The following is a 15,815-nucleotide window of genomic DNA, read 5'->3' on the forward strand; positions in this document are numbered from 1 at the left end:
CGCAGAACCTAGGTTAAATAATAATATTCTTTTTTGGTCTGGATACAATACTTATTTATATATGCTTTGACTGATTTGGTTTATATTTCTGTACCTATTTATCTTGCTCTTTTATCATTATTATTCGTAATTCTATCTATTTCATTTTTATTGGTCTAAAAACCATAAAAATGAAATCTAACCTAATGAAATAAAAGGGTGAAATAAAAGCCCCAAAATTGGAATTTTTCCAATCTTGAGGCTTTTTTCTTCTATTGTATTTTTTTATCTTTGAGGCATTTCTTCGAAGATGCTGTAGAATTGGGATTTGTCTGCGAATTTGGCTAGGTAGCGTCCGTTTAGGCCTGCTTCTTTGCCGTATGTTCCTAATTCTATTAGTAGCGCTTCTTCTGATTTTGTTAATAATATTCTGCCGAAGCCTTCTACGTAGCGGTAGTTTACCATGTGATTTACTAATACTACTGGATCCTTGGATTTATCTAGCTTATTGTAAACTTGCATTAATACGTCTGTGATGTTTAACAAATGTGAATTTTTGTCTTCTGTTGCATTCAATTGATCATATAAACTCTTGATGTTCTCTTTTACTTGCGTTACGTCTTTTCCCATGCCGATCCCTCCGATTGCTTTTCATTTAAATATTAATATACGAAAACAATAAAAACAATATTCAAAATGAATTGTGTCACATTATTGATTGATTTTGGTGGATTGATCTTTGACAGCTTGCCATTTCTTTTTTCTATTATGCTAATACTGTAATTTCAAAAAATCATTTTTTATATTTTTTATCGAATTTAAATCACAAGATCTGAATTTTTTGACATTTTATCCCCTTATTCTCACTGGTTGATCTGATATACTGGATCTATTGTAATAACTATCAATGGGAGTGATTTTTTATGGGTAAAATTCAAGTTGTTGGAGCTATTATTGTTAAAAATAATCAATTGCTGGCTGCTCAGCGTGCTGCTGATCGAGTTTTGGGAGGTTGCTGGGAGTTTCCTGGTGGGAAGATCGAACCTTCTGAGTCTCCTGAACAGGCTATGGCTCGTGAACTTAAAGAGGAATTCGGTGCTTCGGCGACTGTCTTTGAGAAGTTCTCACTTGATGGGGTCGCTGAATTGGAATTCGGCAAAGTGGTACTTCACTGCTACTACGTTCAGCTGAACAGTGAAATAACTAAAACGATTGCACACGATGAATTACGTTGGGTAACTCCTGAAGAAGCTCTTGACTTGACTTGGGCTCCTAGTGATATCGCTGTGATAAAAGCGTTGGCGGAGACTGGATTTAACTATGAATACTAATGAGGAAATCGTTAAGGGATTACATTTTGGCTTTATCGACAGTTCCACTCAAGCACTAGATCGGTATCAACCAGCGTTGGTCACTAACCACAACGGAACTGTTTTGGATACTTTGGAAGAAGAACTGCGAAGTGCTAAATCTTTTACCATCGCAGTGGCTTTTGTAACTTTGGGTGGCCTTTTAGATTTAAAAAGCACTCTGGCAGATATTGCTGCACATGGTGTAAAGGGTCGACTAATTACCTCGACTTACCTTAGTTTCAACCATCCGGATGTTTTTGATGATCTATTACACATTCCTAACCTCGACGTACGGGTCTTAAATCAAGACGGCTTTCACACGAAAGCTTACTACTTTAATCATGATGATTATGAGAGCATCTTGATCGGTAGTGCCAATCTTACGCAAAATGCCTTGAAGAGAAATTTTGAATGGAACTTACGGGTTACCTCCACTGAACGCGGAGATATTGTCGACAATGTCAAAAATGAATTAGACAGTCTTTGGAACAAGGCTACTAATCTTACGACCGATTGGATAAGTAGCTACCGAGCTCATTGGAAACCCGCTGACTATCAAAAATTAGTTACTCAACAACCATTAAGAGTTGCTGAAACTAAATTGGTTCGTCCTAATCAAATGCAACGTCCTGCCCTGGATGCTCTAGCAGAATTGCGTGAAATCCAACATGCCAAAAAAGGATTGATTGTTGCTGCTACCGGTACAGGTAAAACTTATTTAGCTGCTTTCGATGTTCGACAAACCAGGCCGAAGCGGGTCTTATTTGTCGCCCATCGAGCACAAATTTTGAATTCAGCGATGGGAAGCTTTAAAAAAATTCTCGGAGGTTCCGAAAGCGACTATGGCATCCTTAGTGGTGAAAGCAAGAATTTAGATGCCAAATACCTTTTTGCTACAGTCAACATGGCCTCCAGTGATCAAATTTGTCAGCAACTAGGTACAGATGCCTTTGACTACATCATTATTGATGAAGCTCATCGAGTTTCTCAAAATCAAGCTGGCGGTAAAAAGACCATGTATCAAAAACTTATGGATTTTTACCAACCAAAATTCACTCTAGGAATGACAGCAACTCCTGAGCGTACTGATGGAACCAACGTTTATGCTTATTTTGATTATCATTTAGCATACGAAATCTCTTTATTGGATTCACTAGATCATGATCTACTGGCACCTTTCCACTACATCGGTGTTACCGACTACGAAAAAGACGGTCAAGTGATCGATGATAAGACTAGTCTCCAATATTTAGTTTCTGACGAACGCGTCGATTACATAATTTCCAAAACCGACTACTATGGTCCCAGACGTAATGTGCATGGATTGATTTTCGTCAGCCGTGTCAATGAAGGACAAGAACTGGAAGGAAAACTTAACGAACGGGGCATCAAAGCTTGCTTCGTCTCTGCCAAAGATAGTGTCGAAAGTCGTGAAGATGCCGTTCAAAAATTAGAAAATGGTGCATTGTCCTACATCATCACCGTAGATATTTTCAACGAAGGTGTCGACATCCCTTGCCTTAATCAAATCGTCATGATGCGCCCTACCCAATCAAGCATTATCTTTTTGCAGCAGTTAGGACGTGGACTACGAAAATATCCTGACAAAGAATCGGTTACTGTTTTAGATTTCATCGGTAACTATGATGAAAATTACCTGATCCCGATGGCATTTGACCGCTCAAATACTAGCAACAAAGAAAAAATCCGTAAACAAATCATTAGTCCTAGTATATCCGGTGTTTCCACGATCCACTTTGAAGAAGTCGCCCGTAACCGGGTATTAAATGCTGTCTCCAAAGCTAACTTAAATGATATGGGACGTTTTAGAAATGCTTATGCTAATCTCAAAGACAAAATCGGTCGGCAAATACCGATGTTGATCGACTTCGAAAAAATCAGTACCTTAGATGTTGACGATATAGTTCGCAAATTCAACACGGTCTATGACATGCAAAGCAAGTTTGAAAAGAAGCCAATTTACCAACTTGACGATACTCAATATACTTTTTTAGATTTTATTTCGCGAGAACTCACCGTTTCTAAACGTCCACTTGAAGCATGGATCCTTAAACAATTATTTGATGGACGAAAGCTTTTTGACCAAGACATTTTAACTGATCTTAAAGCTGCCAACGTTTACGTTGACGAAGAATCGCTGGATAGTGCTTCATCGATACTTGATCTTTCTTATTTAATGAGCAAAAATAAAACAAAATTTGGTGGCCTGCCTTTAGTGCATCGAAACGACTCTCAATGGCAATTCAGCAATGAATTTAAATCTGAATTACAATCACCAATTTTTACCAAATATTTTACAGATGCAATTAATACTAACTTGTTAAAATTACACGAACAACATGGGTCTTATCCTGAAAGATTCACCATTGGCGAAAAATACTACCGAAGTGATGCCATAAAACTTCTGAATTGGAAAAAGGAACAAAATCCTCAAAATGTTGGTGGCTACATCATGCGACCGGACGAAAAATTTTTACCAGTATTTATTACTTTGCAAAAAACTGAGAAATTCCAAAACAAAATGGCATACGAAGACGAATTTCTAGACCGATCAACCATGAGATGGTTTTCAAAAAGTGGCCGCACCACAGCCAGTAAAACTGAACGAAAAGTAATTGAACATCAAGAATTTGGCATGATTCACTTATTTGTTAAAAAATCTGACGACGATCATCGTGAAGGTAACGACTTCTACTACTTAGGGTCGGCAAAAGTTCTCACTGCCGAAAACACAGTACGCAAAAATGCGGATGGCAAAGACACCAAATTAATCGACTTTACACTTCGATTAGAACATGAAGTCAATTTGAGTTTGTACAGAGCATTGACTGAAGGATAAAGGTCCAACAAGTTACCATTATTTAATACTTTAATCCAATTAATTTTTTAAAAAGATTGCTTATTCATCGAAAGTCTTGTCATAATAAACTTAACGAACAAAAATCTCGATTCAAGGAGAAATTATGAACAATTTTGCTGCCGCAATGGAATTAAAAATTACTTTAAACGAATCCCCCGCCACAATTAGAAACATCGTTGTGCCTTTGAGTATTCGTTATGATCAATTACACGTCTTGATTCAGCTAGCATTTGGCTGGACAAATTCTCACCTTTATGCTTTTTACACCGAAGACCGTAAAAAAAGCTATGAAGGACGGGTGGATGAAAATGGCTTCTACTTTGGTGATCCACCAATTCAAGCAGATAAAGGATACGTTTTTTCCGACTTGAACAATGGTCCCTTAACTTATATTTACGATTTTGGTGACGACTGGAGCCATGAAATCCAACTTGCCAAAATGCTTAGTTTCGAAGATCTCCAAGATACCCCTATCCCATCATGCGTTTCTGGAAAAGGTCGCGAACACAAAGAAGACAAAATGTCTGGTGATTTAGGTAGAGCCTATTCCAAAAAACGGATCAATTCTCAGTTTGAGCTTTGGTCACACGCTGGTGAGCAAATGATCCGTGCTGATGATATGGGATTGATGCCTAAGTATGATTAATTCAAGTTTTTATTTTTATTTCAAATTCACTTAGTGGACAACAAAAAGAACTTCCAGTTCAAAATGAGCTGGAAGTTCTTTTTTGTTACAAAACAAATATCACTATAATTAAATTCAATGTTTGATATTAAAATACTAAACTAATTTAGTCTTCACTATGTTGCTTGATACTGTTGGCTTTATCATCCACCATTTGCTTTTGACTTGGTGTGGAGTAGTAATTATCCATTAAACTTCTGATACTCAAAGTATGTGGGATTCTTGGTGCCGTTGCCATAGAATCTCCATGACTATAATCTCGAGTATAATAAATAACATTGTCACCATCTAATTTATATGTAATGGTTGAACTTCCAGAGCCATTTCCGACTCCATAATGATCACCAATTTTACCGGCTCCAAGAAGTGGTTCTCTCGAAATGTCATCACCAGATCTAAGCTTGAGCAATAGCCCTATTATCACTGGATCATGTACAATGGCTTCACTAGAACTTGAATTGGATTTACTGCTTGATGAACTGCGTGAACTAGAACCTCCATTATATGTACCATTTGCAATTGATTCGAAGTTTGAAGCTACATCAGTATTTTTAGTAGGTGCAGCTTGAAGTGGGCCATTTGTTGATTGATCGACTAAAGCTACCGGTTGACCGTCATGGAAGGCAAATAAGTAAGTGATCCGTTGAACGGTAGTACCACTGTCATAGTCATAAATAGCTACAACATTGTAGTCGTAATTCCCCTCACCATTTTTGCTCCAACCGATGGAAGCATTACTATTATTGACATTTTCTTTCGATAGATCATCTGGATAAACCGCACCATTTGTTGACTTGATTGGATTCGTACCATCATATTTGTCATATGATTGGCCCATCGTTGGTGCCCATTGATTGATAAATGATTCTAATTGCTTGTCTTTTTTATCATTCCACAGCGTTGAAGATTTCTTCTCACTGGTGTTTTTACTAGATGTATCCGAAGATTTTTTGCTTTTTGAAATTTTGGAAGTGGCAGTTTGTGGACTCTTGCTATCAGAATTGTTTTGTCCGCCGCAACCAGTTAACACTAACACGACTGTAAAAAATATTGTCAATAAAAATAATTTCCGATGTTTCATTTTTTTACTCCCTTTATTTAATTACTCATTTCCCTAGTTCATACTTTAAAAAATTTACATATCAAAGTTCAGCCATATCATTGATTACCCATTTAATGAGCGTAAGTTATTAGCAGCATCCTTAGTGGCTTATTTTTGCGAAGCTGATGAATACCACTTACTTTCAAGTTCTGACAGACCGATGGAATATTCTTTCATAGTTTCGTCAGCATCTATTTCAGCACTATTGGGATCAAGCATCCAATAATTGACTGTGTTTCCACTGATAGTAAATTGAACGCCTGAAGTTCCGGTTCCACCAGTGATTGAATATTTTCCATTTGCAGACCCAAACATCAAATGACTAGCAAAATCCAAGTCTGCTCCCTTTGCTTCTTGATAAATCATTAAACTTACTAATTTCGGGTCACGTTCTAGTGCAGAAGTATTTGAATTAGAAGACTTCTTAGCTGAGCTATTGGTGCTGGAACCTCCATCATATGTCCCCTTAGCAATGGATTCAAAATTAGATGAAACACTAGTGTTCTTAGTAGGTGCTGCCTGCAGTGGTCCATTGGTCGATTGATCGACTAAAGCTACCGGTTGTCCATCATGGAAGGCAAATAAATAAGTGATCCGTTGAACGGTAGTACCACTGTCATAATCGTAAATGGCTACAACATTGTAGTCGTAATTCCCCTAACCATTTTTGCTCCAACCGATCGTGGCATTGCTGTTATTAACCTTTTCTTGTGATAGATCATCTGGATAAACCGCACCATTTGTTGACTTGATAGGATTTGTTCCATCATATTTGTCATATGATTGCCCCATCGTTGGTGCCCATTTATTGATAAATGATTCTAATTGTCGATCTTTTTTGCTATTCCAAAGTGCAGATGATTGTTTTTCGCTATTCTTATCAGAACTGCTAGAAGCTTTACTCTTAGTTGACCTAGACGTTGTAGATTGAGAACCTTTGCTGTTAGATTGTTGATTGCCTCCACACCCAGTCAAAAGCAAAACAATTGAAAAAAACATTGCTAATAAAAATAAATTTCGGTGTTTCATAAAATTCCATTCCCCCTATTTAATCCCGATATTAACGCACTTAAAGTTTATTCTTAGTTTAGTACAGTTTCAATAATATAAATATATTTATATTATCAGTTTAACAGATTAAACATCTGGTAGCATCTGAATCAAATCAAAATAAGAAAAAGCTTCAAACATGACGTTTGGAATGAATAAAAAAAACAAGAAATCCATCAAGTATGCTTACTTGATGATTTCTTGTTCTGATTGTTTTTGAGTCAATTTATGAATATCGCCTTCTACTTGGAAGGTGTCTAAACATAATTTTTGTAATTCCTCGATAGCTTGATCTGCTCTGAGTGCTTGTTCCTGGTTGATTGCCTCGATCACCATGACGCCATTTTTAGTTTCATCGGTCAACATAGTTCTTTGTGCTTCCCGCCAATTCATACTTCGTCAAATTGCACCATCCTCATCGTAATGAATTACTTCGTTTGCCAGTGCCGGATTGTCTTCGGTTTCCCCCAAAGGATAAAAACTCTCGCCACCTTTTGCCATACCTAAATGTAAGTTACCGACCATTTGATCTAGGTCTTCCCCACCACAAGGACTAGCAAACTTTAGAGAAACACTATTGTAAATATCAACTAGTGGATTGATCGGTGTCAAAGTTTTTCCTTGATCAACTCTTTTTAACAAAGCCTCGATTGAACTTCTGGCACCTTTTTTAGTCTTAAATTTTTGCAAAGCCTTTCGCCACTGGTCGATCACCGGATTTAACCGGAAACTGTCCTCGGTCAAAAATTGTTTCGACTGAGCAATCGCTTCATCTATTAAGGCTTGAAATTTAGCATCGTCAAAATTAGCTGGATGATTATCGATTTGATTTAATGTCAAAAAGTTTATTTGTGCATCGGGAAATAAGTCCCAAAATTCTGGATCGATAATAATTTTTTTCATAGTTACTCCTTAGAGTTGTTTCGTTAAAATAAAATCTGTTTGCGGGTCATCCCCTAATTGAAAAACGTGTTGTGACTGGCGTTTGAACCCTTGTTTTTTGTAAAAAGCCTTAGCATTTTCGTTATGTTCCCAAACACCGAGCTTGATTTCTTGAACTTGGGCTAACTTAGCTGCACTAATGGCATGATCCAATAAAAGTTTTCCTAAACCATATTTTTGAAAGTCCTTCAAAACATAGATCCGTTCTAATTCAAAGCCATTTTCGTCAAAGTTTTCTTTAGAGTATGCTGCCGTTTTTCCGTCTATCTTTAAAAAATAAAATTGGCTGTCATTGCTTTTCAGTTCCGTCAAAAGTTGCTCCGTAGAATATGCCTCATTTAAAAATGTATCCATATTTTCGGGTGTATTGAATTCCGCAAAAGTGTCCCAAAACGTTTGCTTAGAGATTTGTTGCAGTTCTTTTAGGTCGGCTTCAGTTAGTGACTTGATTTCAATTGTTTGCATGCTTAGTATTCTCTCTTTTTCCCACTTTTTACTAAATCCCAATCATCGGAAACATTTTCCACAACGAGGTTTAATAAATGTGATAATTCTTCTTGTTGTTCAGTTGTTAAATTTTTCATAGCTACACTATTAGAATAGTGTTCTTCACGTAATAGCAGAGGATATAATGATTTGCCCTTTTCAGTCGGATAAATCTTCTTGATCTTGCGATTGCCAGCATCGATCTGCCGAGTAATTAATCCTTTTTTCTCGAGTTTCTGGACTGACCTCGCCGCAGTAGTCTTGTCGACCTTCAATAAATTGGTCAGGCGTTCCAAATTTATGCCCGGGTCTTCACAAATACGGACTAAATAAATGTATTGGCCACGACTTAATTCGATGTCCTTGAATTCGAGATTGGCGATTGAATCTAATGAGCGAGCAATGATACCTAGTGGTCGTAAAATTTGTTCCATGTTCTCACCTCATTTATGGGAATAATTAGTATACTAATACCAAATAGTTGCAAATGCAACTATTGATCATAAAAAAAGCACCCAAGGGTGCTTATTATTTATTATCTGTAATAAACTCTAGAATTTTAAACATAGCAGTCTTATTCTCACCTGGAACAGGTCGATCCATGATTTCTTGAGCAGTTTGATCAAAAATCGAGCCTTCCAAATACGGAAAATCATTGATCGCCATTTCGCGGACATTTTCAATTTCTGGTTCAAGGTGAAATTGCAGACCGACTACATGGTGTCCCAGAACGAATCCTTGATTTTTCAATCCTTGACTTGAGAAAAGCAAATCAGCTTGATCTGGGATCTCAAACATTTCTTCATGCCAGTGAATGACCGAAAGCTTTTTTGGCAAGTCTGGTATGACTGAACTTTGTAAGGTAACATCACCCCATCCGACCTCTTTGACCGGTGACTTACCTACGGGATATCCTAACGTCTTGGTAATTTGTTGTGCCCCAAAGCAAGCTCCAAAAATTGGCTTGTCAGCTTTTAACAATTCTTTGATCAAAACTCTCTCATCACGAATGAATTTATCGGAATCATTAGGACTGATCGGTCCGCCTAAGATGATCAACATATCAGTCTCTTCAGCAGTCGGCAAAACACCGTTGAAAAATCCGGGATAATAAGTATAAACATCATGATGATGAAGATTGGCCCACTCTAAGATCGATCCAGCACCCTCATTTGGTGTGTGTTGCAAAATATTGATCCGCATAAAAATCACTCCTTACAAAAAGCTCAAAATTTTGATAACTGCGATGGATAAACAAATATAAACAATTGCTTGAACCATAAAAGCAATGGAAAAAATAATCATCGTCCCCACTGCCATGGTCAAAAATGACTGTTGTTGCAAAACGAGACAAATAATCGTCAAGACAATCAAAACAACTACCCAAGGGATGATACCTTGATTAACAGTATGAAAATCTTCGTCACTCAAATCATAACCGGTACTTGCTACCAAGGTAAATACTATCACGCTCAAGACAATAAAGCCCCACGAAGCAGTGCTATACATGGAAAAAATATTATCAACTACCGTCATGAAACCTGCATTTAACAAATTGAGATCAAGCTTATCGGCATTAGTAAAAGTTGAAACGTCAAAATTACTTTTTAATAAAAACTTTTGCAGCAATAACAATACGATCGAGCACATGTAATAAGGAGCTATACCAATGAAAAAGTTTCCCAATCGTTGATAAATGCTCCGTTGATTCCAAGAATGTTCGACCGAACCCAAAGTCCCAGTATTGGCATAATGGATATTCAATAATTGGACCTTGTCAACATGATGGCGAAACAACAGAGCAAAAGAAGCATGCCCAAATTCATGTATAATCACACCTAGACCACCCACAAATAACTGACTATTAGGTCCAAGATTATTAACGAGCATTTCCTTAGAAAGATGCCCGAGTTTCGACGTGATCCAAGCCGTTGCATAAGGTACCAAAGCAAAAGCAACTAACACCAGCAAGATCCACTGAAAAACAAAATTAAAAGTCTCCACAACGTCAACTCCTATCGAATATGAATCTAATTTTACACCAAACAATTTTTTCAGTCGCTTCATATATGTATGTAATGCAAATTATTAGAAAAGATTGCAAAAATTTGATAGACTAGTATTAACTAATAAATTAGGTCTACTTAAAACTAAGCCAAGAAAAGAGTCGATGTCCCATATGAAGAAAATAACCCCGCTCCTAGTTTTACTACTGATTCCACTAGCAATCAGTGCCTGTTCTACCCAATCGCAATCCGAAAATTCCGCATCCAAATCAGAAACCACAATCGTAAATAAACCCGAACAGACTGTGTCTGACAACGAAATTCAACAGAACAAGCAGAAGTGGGAAAAGGAAACTGGATCACTAAAAGTAGTCCACGACAAAGTTTCCGTTTCTGATTATGCAACCTTCCCCGAAGACCTACAAAGTCTAAAGAAAAACAACGACTACGTAATAAGTGGTACAGTCATAAATCTCCAAAAAATGACCGACCACAACGAAACCGCCATGACCAAAGCCACAATTCTAGTAACCAGAGTAATCAAGGGAAATGAAAAACTAGAACAACACAAAATCAAAGTAACCTTCAGCGGAGGCGTAACCAAAAACGCCAAAAACAAAAAAGTCTACGTCCAAAAATCAGCTGTACCGATCCCAGCAATAGGCTCAAAAATCATCACCGGAGTAAACGCCAAAAGCGCCGATGACGCCGACAAAAAAGAAGCCGAATACCTAAAAGAAAACGGCCTAGACGGATCAGACTACTTCGAAATTTCAGTACCAGAATACAACATCTGGATCAAATCAGAACACGGCGAAAAGTACCACCTAAACAACCAAACACTAACAGGTAAAAAAGCCACAGACAAAAACAAAAAGTACGCCAAAGAATTAAAGAAACTAACACAGCAACTAAACAACAATTACAACTAAGTAGACGAATAAAGTAGTTAAAACAGAAACAATATATACACATATAAAGAAAAAAGCCTGAAATTACAAGAATGGAAAATACATTCAAAATAATTTCAGGCTTTTTTAACACCGCGATTTCACAGCGACGAAGGAGCAAGTGAAGAGCCAGAAAGAGAAGAAAAGAAAATAGCAACCGATGATGACCACAAAACAAAATAAACAAGATAGAAAGAGCAACCAACCTCGTAAGAAGGAAAAAAGAAATAGAAACAACCACCAAATCCAAAACATGTTTGTAGAAAAAAGATAAGTACCGTACCCAAACCCAAAAATATTGATTGTACCACCCTAGGTTCTGTGGGAGGGTGGAGGGAATTCGACCGTCAGCCATGAAATTCCACTTAGCGACGAAGGAGCTTAGTGGAAGGCCCAGCTGTGAGATGTCCGGGTGAACTTCCCGGATAGCTCAGAGTGGTGCCCATGGCGTTCCACGGTCGCAATTCCCGGAACCCTCCCACAGAACCGACAGTGAACCACCACCAAAACAACCAGCCCAAACAAAAACAAACACAAAAAAAGAAGCAACCAAAACGGCTACTTCAATTAAAAATCTAAATCCTATTGAATATCAACAAAAGTCAAACCAAACATCTTGCTCAAATCTGTCAACTGCTCAGAATCAACAACAAATGACAAGACAGTATGGTGGCCACCACCAGCAGTGATCCAAGCCTCGGCGCCTTTCTTCCAGCCCATCTTAGGAGTCCATAATTGCTTAGCAATTGGCAAATGTGGAGTTTCCTTTTCAGGTTTGTTACCAGTAACGTCATATGAGATCAACTTGAACTCATCACCGAAGTCAGCCATTGTAACGTCAACAGCGTCACCTTCTGAACCAGTAAATACTAGACGTGCAGGGTCATCTTTACCACCGATGTCTAATGGGTGAACTTCAACACGAGGTTTTGTTGAAGCGATTGTTGGGTCAACTTCAAGCATATGTGAACCAAGAATTGCTTCGTGACCTTTTCTTAGATCCAATGTGTAGTCTTCCATGAATCCTGTTAGCTTGTTGTGAGCAATGATCTTCATCAAACGGTCAAGAGCAGCTGTCTTCCAGTCACCTTCACCAGCGAATCCGTATCCTTCAGCATTTAGCATTTGTACTGCCAAACCAGGTAGTTGGTCTAAGCCAGCTAAGTCTTCGAAGTTTGTTGTGAATGCTGAGTATCCACGGTCGTCCATGAATTTCTTAAGTGCGAAGTATTCACGGATTTGATACTTAGTACTCTTTTCAAATTTTTCGTCGCCGTTGTCACCAGGAACGAAGTCATATTCTTTTTGTAGTTCTGCATATTTAGCATCGATGTCTGCATCTGAAACAGCGTTAACTTCTTCAACTAAGTCAGCAACACCCCAGTAGTCAACTGTCCAACCAAATTTGATTTGTGCTTCGATCTTATCACCATCTGTAACAGCAACGTTTCTCATCTTGTCAGCGAATGTAACAACTTTAATACCAAATGATTCGTTGTAACCTACGGCAACATCCATCCACTTAGCAATTTGTTTTTGAATATCTTCGTCACCCCAGTAACCTGAGATAACCTTGTTGTCTTTACGTAGACGAGCATTGATAAATCCGTATTCACGGTCACCATGAGCTGATTGGTTCAAGTTCATGTAGTCAAAGTCGATTGTGTCGTAAGGAATGTAGTTAAGTTTTTGTGTAGCTAAGTGAAGCAATGGTTTTTGAAGTAATTTTGTACCACGGATCCAGTTCTTAGCAGGTGAGAATGTGTGCATCCAAGTAATAACACCGGCAACGTTGTCGTCGTAGTTAGCATCTTTCATAACTTTTGTGATGTTATCAGCTGTTGTAGCAACTAACTTGAATTTAACTGGATAAGGTAAGTTGTTTGACTTGTTTAAACCATCAACGATTTCTTGTGCATCTTTTTCTACGGCTTGCAAAGCTTCTGGACCGTATAAGAATTGACTTCCTGTAATAAACCAAAATTCATAATCTTTAATTTTTTCCATGATAGATTCTCCTCGATTTTTGTATTATGCACGTTCGGCATGTTCTTTAGATTTGGCATTATTTTGACCGTAATAAGCATTCTTACCATGCTTACGGTAATAATGTTTGTCTAACAAATACTGTGGTACACGAACGTTATCGCGTGTTAGTTGCAAGGCGTGATAACTGATTTCTGAAGCAACTTCAAGAACTTTAGCATTGTAAACTGCCTTGTCCGGAGTAGCACCCCATGTGAATGGACCATGTTGATTAACTAAAACAGCTGGGACTGCTTCTTCGTCAATGCCACGTTCTTTGAAAGTTTTAACGATAACTTTTCCGGTATTTTCTTCGTAAGCTTCTTCGATCTCTTCTTTTGTCAAAGGATCTGAAACCGGTACGTCACCGTAAAAAGTATCGGCATGAGTAGTACTTGCTGCTGGAACGTCCATTCCGGCAGAAGCAAATGAAACTGCCCATGGTGAATGAGTATGCACGATCCCACCGATATTTTTGAATTCGTTGTAGAGAACTGTATGTGTTGGTGTGTCACTTGAAGGGTTCATGTTTCCTTCAACAACTTCACCATCCAAATTTACAACGACCATATCTTCAGGCTTGAGTGATCCGTATTCCACACCGGATGGTTTGATAACGTACAAACCTTTATCACGATCGATTCCGGATACGTTACCCCATGTGAAGGTAACTAAGTCTAATTCTGGTAGGCGCATGTTTGCGTCATAAACTTCTGTTTTTAATTTTTCTAACATGTTCTATCCTCTTAATCTAAAATTGCATCTCCAGCTGAAGCTTCAACTGGAAGTCCATCAACATACTTTTTAGTGTATTCTTCATAACCCTTAACACCCTCAGGTTCTGGGCTCAAAGTCATGCTTTCAGGATTTTGGAAAACATTGTGATCTAAGTAATCATCAAGTGTTTGTCCATTGTTATCAGCTGAATACATGGCCAAGACTGCCATTCCCCATGGACCACCTTCACCGGCGTTTTCCATAACTGTGATAGGAATGTTCAAAGCGTTAGCTAAGACTTGTTGAGCCATAACTTGTGTTCTGAAGAGGCCACCTTGAGCGATCATGACATCCGTGTGGATGTGTTCTTCATTACTCAAAATATTCATACCGATCTTAAGTGGAGCAAAGGCTGAATAAAGTTGCGTCAAGATGAAGTTTGGTAAGTTGAAATTACTGTTTGGTGTTCTAACGAATAAAGGACGACCTGCTTGGATATCAGTAATATTTTCACCTGATTGGTAACTGTAGTTTACTAAGCCACCGGCGTTAGGATCAGCTCTAGTTGCTTCGAGGAACAAGGCTTCATACAACTTATCTGCTGGTAAATTAACCCCTAATCTAGCAGCAAATTCGTTGAAGATGCCTGCCCAAGCGTTAATATCTGATGAACAGTTATTAACGTGAACCATGGCAACTGGTGAGCCATCTGGTGTCATAACAATATCGATATCGCGGTGAACATTTTTCAAAGGTTTTTCCAAAACTACCATTGAAAAAGCAGATGTTCCGACAGAAATGTTACCAGTACGTTTTCTGACACTGTTAGTACCAACCATTCCAGTTCCCGCGTCCCCTTCTGGGGGAGCGACTACTGAACCGGCTTCAAGGTTACCCTTTGGATCTAACAATTTAGCACCTTCAGCTGAAAGTTTGCCAGCAACTTCACCGGCTTTTTCAACGTCAGGCAAGATGTCTTTGATGTTCCATGAATAAGGTTTGACCTTATCCAAGTTAGCGAACTTAGTTAACATCTCTTCTGAATAAGTTCCAGTTTTCTCATCGATTGGGAATGCTCCGGAAGCATCACCGATACCAAGAACTTTGGCACCTGATAACTTCCAAGTTACATATCCAGCAAGCGTTGTGATGAAGTCGATGTCTTTAACATGATCTTCGTCATTTAAGATTGCTTGATACAAGTGAGCTACACACCATCTTTGAGGAATGTTGAAGTCAAATTCCTTAGTCAATGCATCTGCTGCATCGGCCGTGATGTTATTTCTCCAAGTTCTAAACGGAACTAGTAATTCATCATTTTTATCAAAAGCTAAGTATCCGTGCATCATGGCACTAATACCGATCGAATTGATTTTTTTCAATGGTTGGTGATATTTGCTTTGTACTTCAGCAGCCATTTGTGAGTAACTCGTTTGGATTCCTTCCCAAACTTGTTCGATTGGATAAGTCCAGATTCCATTATCGAATTTGTTTTCCCAAACGTAGCTACCAGAAGCAACTGTCTTGAAGTCTTTGGTAACTAAAACTGATTTGATCCGTGTTGAACCTAATTCAATTCCTAGAGATACTTGACCTTCTTCAATTGCTTTAGATATTTCGACTAAATTCATTGAAATCTC

General features: G+C 38.2%; 14 protein-coding genes and 2 pseudogenes. 4 read left to right on the plus strand and 12 right to left on the minus strand.

The window, feature by feature from the left end:
- Nucleotides 1-264: 264 nt before the first annotated feature.
- Nucleotides 265-609, minus strand: coding sequence for a bacteriocin immunity protein (locus EKM69_RS02065; RefSeq protein WP_125707623.1), 345 nt, complete (start codon nt 607-609; stop codon nt 265-267).
- Nucleotides 610-902: 293 nt separating this feature from the next.
- On the opposite strand from EKM69_RS02065, the gene EKM69_RS02070 reads away from it, so the two are divergent.
- The 3 genes from EKM69_RS02070 (at nt 903) to EKM69_RS02080 (ending at nt 4,858) form a co-directional block, all read left to right on the plus strand.
- Complete coding sequence (locus EKM69_RS02070) at nt 903-1,310, plus strand: (deoxy)nucleoside triphosphate pyrophosphohydrolase (protein ID WP_125707625.1); 408 nt, start codon at nt 903-905, stop codon at nt 1,308-1,310.
- Nucleotides 1,300-4,191 carry a DUF3427 domain-containing protein gene (locus EKM69_RS02075; RefSeq protein WP_125707628.1) on the plus strand — a complete coding sequence of 964 codons (2,892 nt, stop codon included), beginning with the start codon at nt 1,300-1,302 and terminating at the stop codon, nt 4,189-4,191. Before EKM69_RS02070 ends, EKM69_RS02075 begins: the two co-directional genes overlap by 11 nt.
- Before the next feature lie 124 nt (nt 4,192-4,315).
- Nucleotides 4,316-4,858: a plasmid pRiA4b ORF-3 family protein gene (locus EKM69_RS02080; RefSeq protein ID WP_125707630.1), complete on the plus strand. Its 543-nt coding sequence runs from the start codon at nt 4,316-4,318 to the stop codon at nt 4,856-4,858.
- A 145-nt stretch (nt 4,859-5,003) separates the two neighbouring features.
- Here the strand turns inward: EKM69_RS02080 and EKM69_RS02085 are convergent, their stop codons facing one another.
- From EKM69_RS02085 to EKM69_RS02115, 8 genes and pseudogenes are all read right to left on the minus strand, one after another.
- A complete protein-coding gene (locus tag EKM69_RS02085; protein WP_125707632.1) occupies nt 5,004-5,978 on the minus strand; it encodes an Lreu_0056 family protein in 975 nt (324 codons plus the stop codon).
- A gap of 129 nt (nt 5,979-6,107) precedes the next feature.
- Nucleotides 6,108-6,365, minus strand: a complete 258-nt coding sequence (locus EKM69_RS12450; RefSeq protein WP_225423814.1) for an Lreu_0056 family protein — start codon at nt 6,363-6,365, stop codon at nt 6,108-6,110.
- 114 nt (nt 6,366-6,479) lie between these two features.
- Nucleotides 6,480-7,028 (minus strand): annotated as a pseudogene (locus tag EKM69_RS12455) (DUF4767 domain-containing protein); the annotation flags it as partial.
- Nucleotides 7,029-7,235: 207 nt separating this feature from the next.
- Nucleotides 7,236-7,952 (minus strand): annotated as a pseudogene (locus EKM69_RS02095) (B3/B4 domain-containing protein).
- A gap of 9 nt (nt 7,953-7,961) precedes the next feature.
- Complete coding sequence (locus EKM69_RS02100) at nt 7,962-8,498, minus strand: GNAT family N-acetyltransferase (RefSeq protein ID WP_318530651.1); 537 nt, start codon at nt 8,496-8,498, stop codon at nt 7,962-7,964.
- Nucleotides 8,459-8,911: a MarR family winged helix-turn-helix transcriptional regulator gene (locus EKM69_RS02105; RefSeq protein ID WP_125707634.1), complete on the minus strand. Its 453-nt coding sequence runs from the start codon at nt 8,909-8,911 to the stop codon at nt 8,459-8,461. The genes EKM69_RS02100 and EKM69_RS02105 overlap by 40 nt, the downstream gene beginning before the upstream one ends.
- Nucleotides 8,912-9,005: 94 nt before the next feature.
- Complete coding sequence (locus EKM69_RS02110) at nt 9,006-9,680, minus strand: type 1 glutamine amidotransferase (protein WP_125707636.1); 675 nt, start codon at nt 9,678-9,680, stop codon at nt 9,006-9,008.
- A gap of 12 nt (nt 9,681-9,692) precedes the next feature.
- Nucleotides 9,693-10,481 carry a hypothetical protein gene (locus EKM69_RS02115; RefSeq protein WP_125707842.1) on the minus strand — a complete coding sequence of 263 codons (789 nt, stop codon included), beginning with the start codon at nt 10,479-10,481 and terminating at the stop codon, nt 9,693-9,695.
- Between the two features lie 94 nt (nt 10,482-10,575).
- On the opposite strand from EKM69_RS02115, the gene EKM69_RS02120 reads away from it, so the two are divergent.
- Complete coding sequence (locus EKM69_RS02120) at nt 10,576-11,415, plus strand: hypothetical protein (RefSeq protein ID WP_125707638.1); 840 nt, start codon at nt 10,576-10,578, stop codon at nt 11,413-11,415.
- 600 nt (nt 11,416-12,015) lie between these two features.
- Here EKM69_RS02120 and araA read toward each other — a convergent pair.
- From araA to EKM69_RS02135, 3 genes are read right to left on the minus strand one after another with little or no spacing between them, the layout of a single operon-like run.
- On the minus strand, nt 12,016-13,440 hold the full coding sequence (gene araA, locus EKM69_RS02125; RefSeq protein WP_125707640.1) for an L-arabinose isomerase: 1,425 nt from the start codon (nt 13,438-13,440) through the stop codon (nt 12,016-12,018).
- A gap of 24 nt (nt 13,441-13,464) precedes the next feature.
- A complete protein-coding gene (locus EKM69_RS02130) occupies nt 13,465-14,193 on the minus strand; it encodes an L-ribulose-5-phosphate 4-epimerase (RefSeq protein ID WP_125707642.1) in 729 nt (242 codons plus the stop codon).
- 11 nt (nt 14,194-14,204) lie between these two features.
- Nucleotides 14,205-15,806: a xylulokinase gene (locus tag EKM69_RS02135; RefSeq protein WP_125707644.1), complete on the minus strand. Its 1,602-nt coding sequence runs from the start codon at nt 15,804-15,806 to the stop codon at nt 14,205-14,207.
- Between the last annotated feature and the right edge of the window lie 9 nt (nt 15,807-15,815).

Source organism: Companilactobacillus zhongbaensis (assembly GCF_003946515.1).
Taxonomy (GTDB): domain Bacteria; phylum Bacillota; class Bacilli; order Lactobacillales; family Lactobacillaceae; genus Companilactobacillus; species Companilactobacillus zhongbaensis.

Coding starts and splice junctions, on each gene's coding strand:
- EKM69_RS02065 (WP_125707623.1), bottom strand. CDS start 609: ATGGGAAAAGACGTAACGCAAGTAAAAGAGAACATCAAGAGTTTATAT.
- EKM69_RS02070 (WP_125707625.1), top strand. CDS start 903: ATGGGTAAAATTCAAGTTGTTGGAGCTATTATTGTTAAAAATAATCAA.
- EKM69_RS02075 (WP_125707628.1), top strand. CDS start 1,300: ATGAATACTAATGAGGAAATCGTTAAGGGATTACATTTTGGCTTTATC.
- EKM69_RS02080 (WP_125707630.1), top strand. CDS start 4,316: ATGAACAATTTTGCTGCCGCAATGGAATTAAAAATTACTTTAAACGAA.
- EKM69_RS02085 (WP_125707632.1), bottom strand. CDS start 5,978: ATGAAACATCGGAAATTATTTTTATTGACAATATTTTTTACAGTCGTG.
- EKM69_RS12450 (WP_225423814.1), bottom strand. CDS start 6,365: ATGATTTATCAAGAAGCAAAGGGAGCAGACTTGGATTTTGCTAGTCAT.
- EKM69_RS02105 (WP_125707634.1), bottom strand. CDS start 8,911: ATGGAACAAATTTTACGACCACTAGGTATCATTGCTCGCTCATTAGAT.
- EKM69_RS02110 (WP_125707636.1), bottom strand. CDS start 9,680: ATGCGGATCAATATTTTGCAACACACACCAAATGAGGGTGCTGGATCG.
- araA (WP_125707640.1), bottom strand. CDS start 13,440: ATGGAAAAAATTAAAGATTATGAATTTTGGTTTATTACAGGAAGTCAA.
- EKM69_RS02130 (WP_125707642.1), bottom strand. CDS start 14,193: ATGTTAGAAAAATTAAAAACAGAAGTTTATGACGCAAACATGCGCCTA.
- EKM69_RS02135 (WP_125707644.1), bottom strand. CDS start 15,806: ATGAATTTAGTCGAAATATCTAAAGCAATTGAAGAAGGTCAAGTATCT.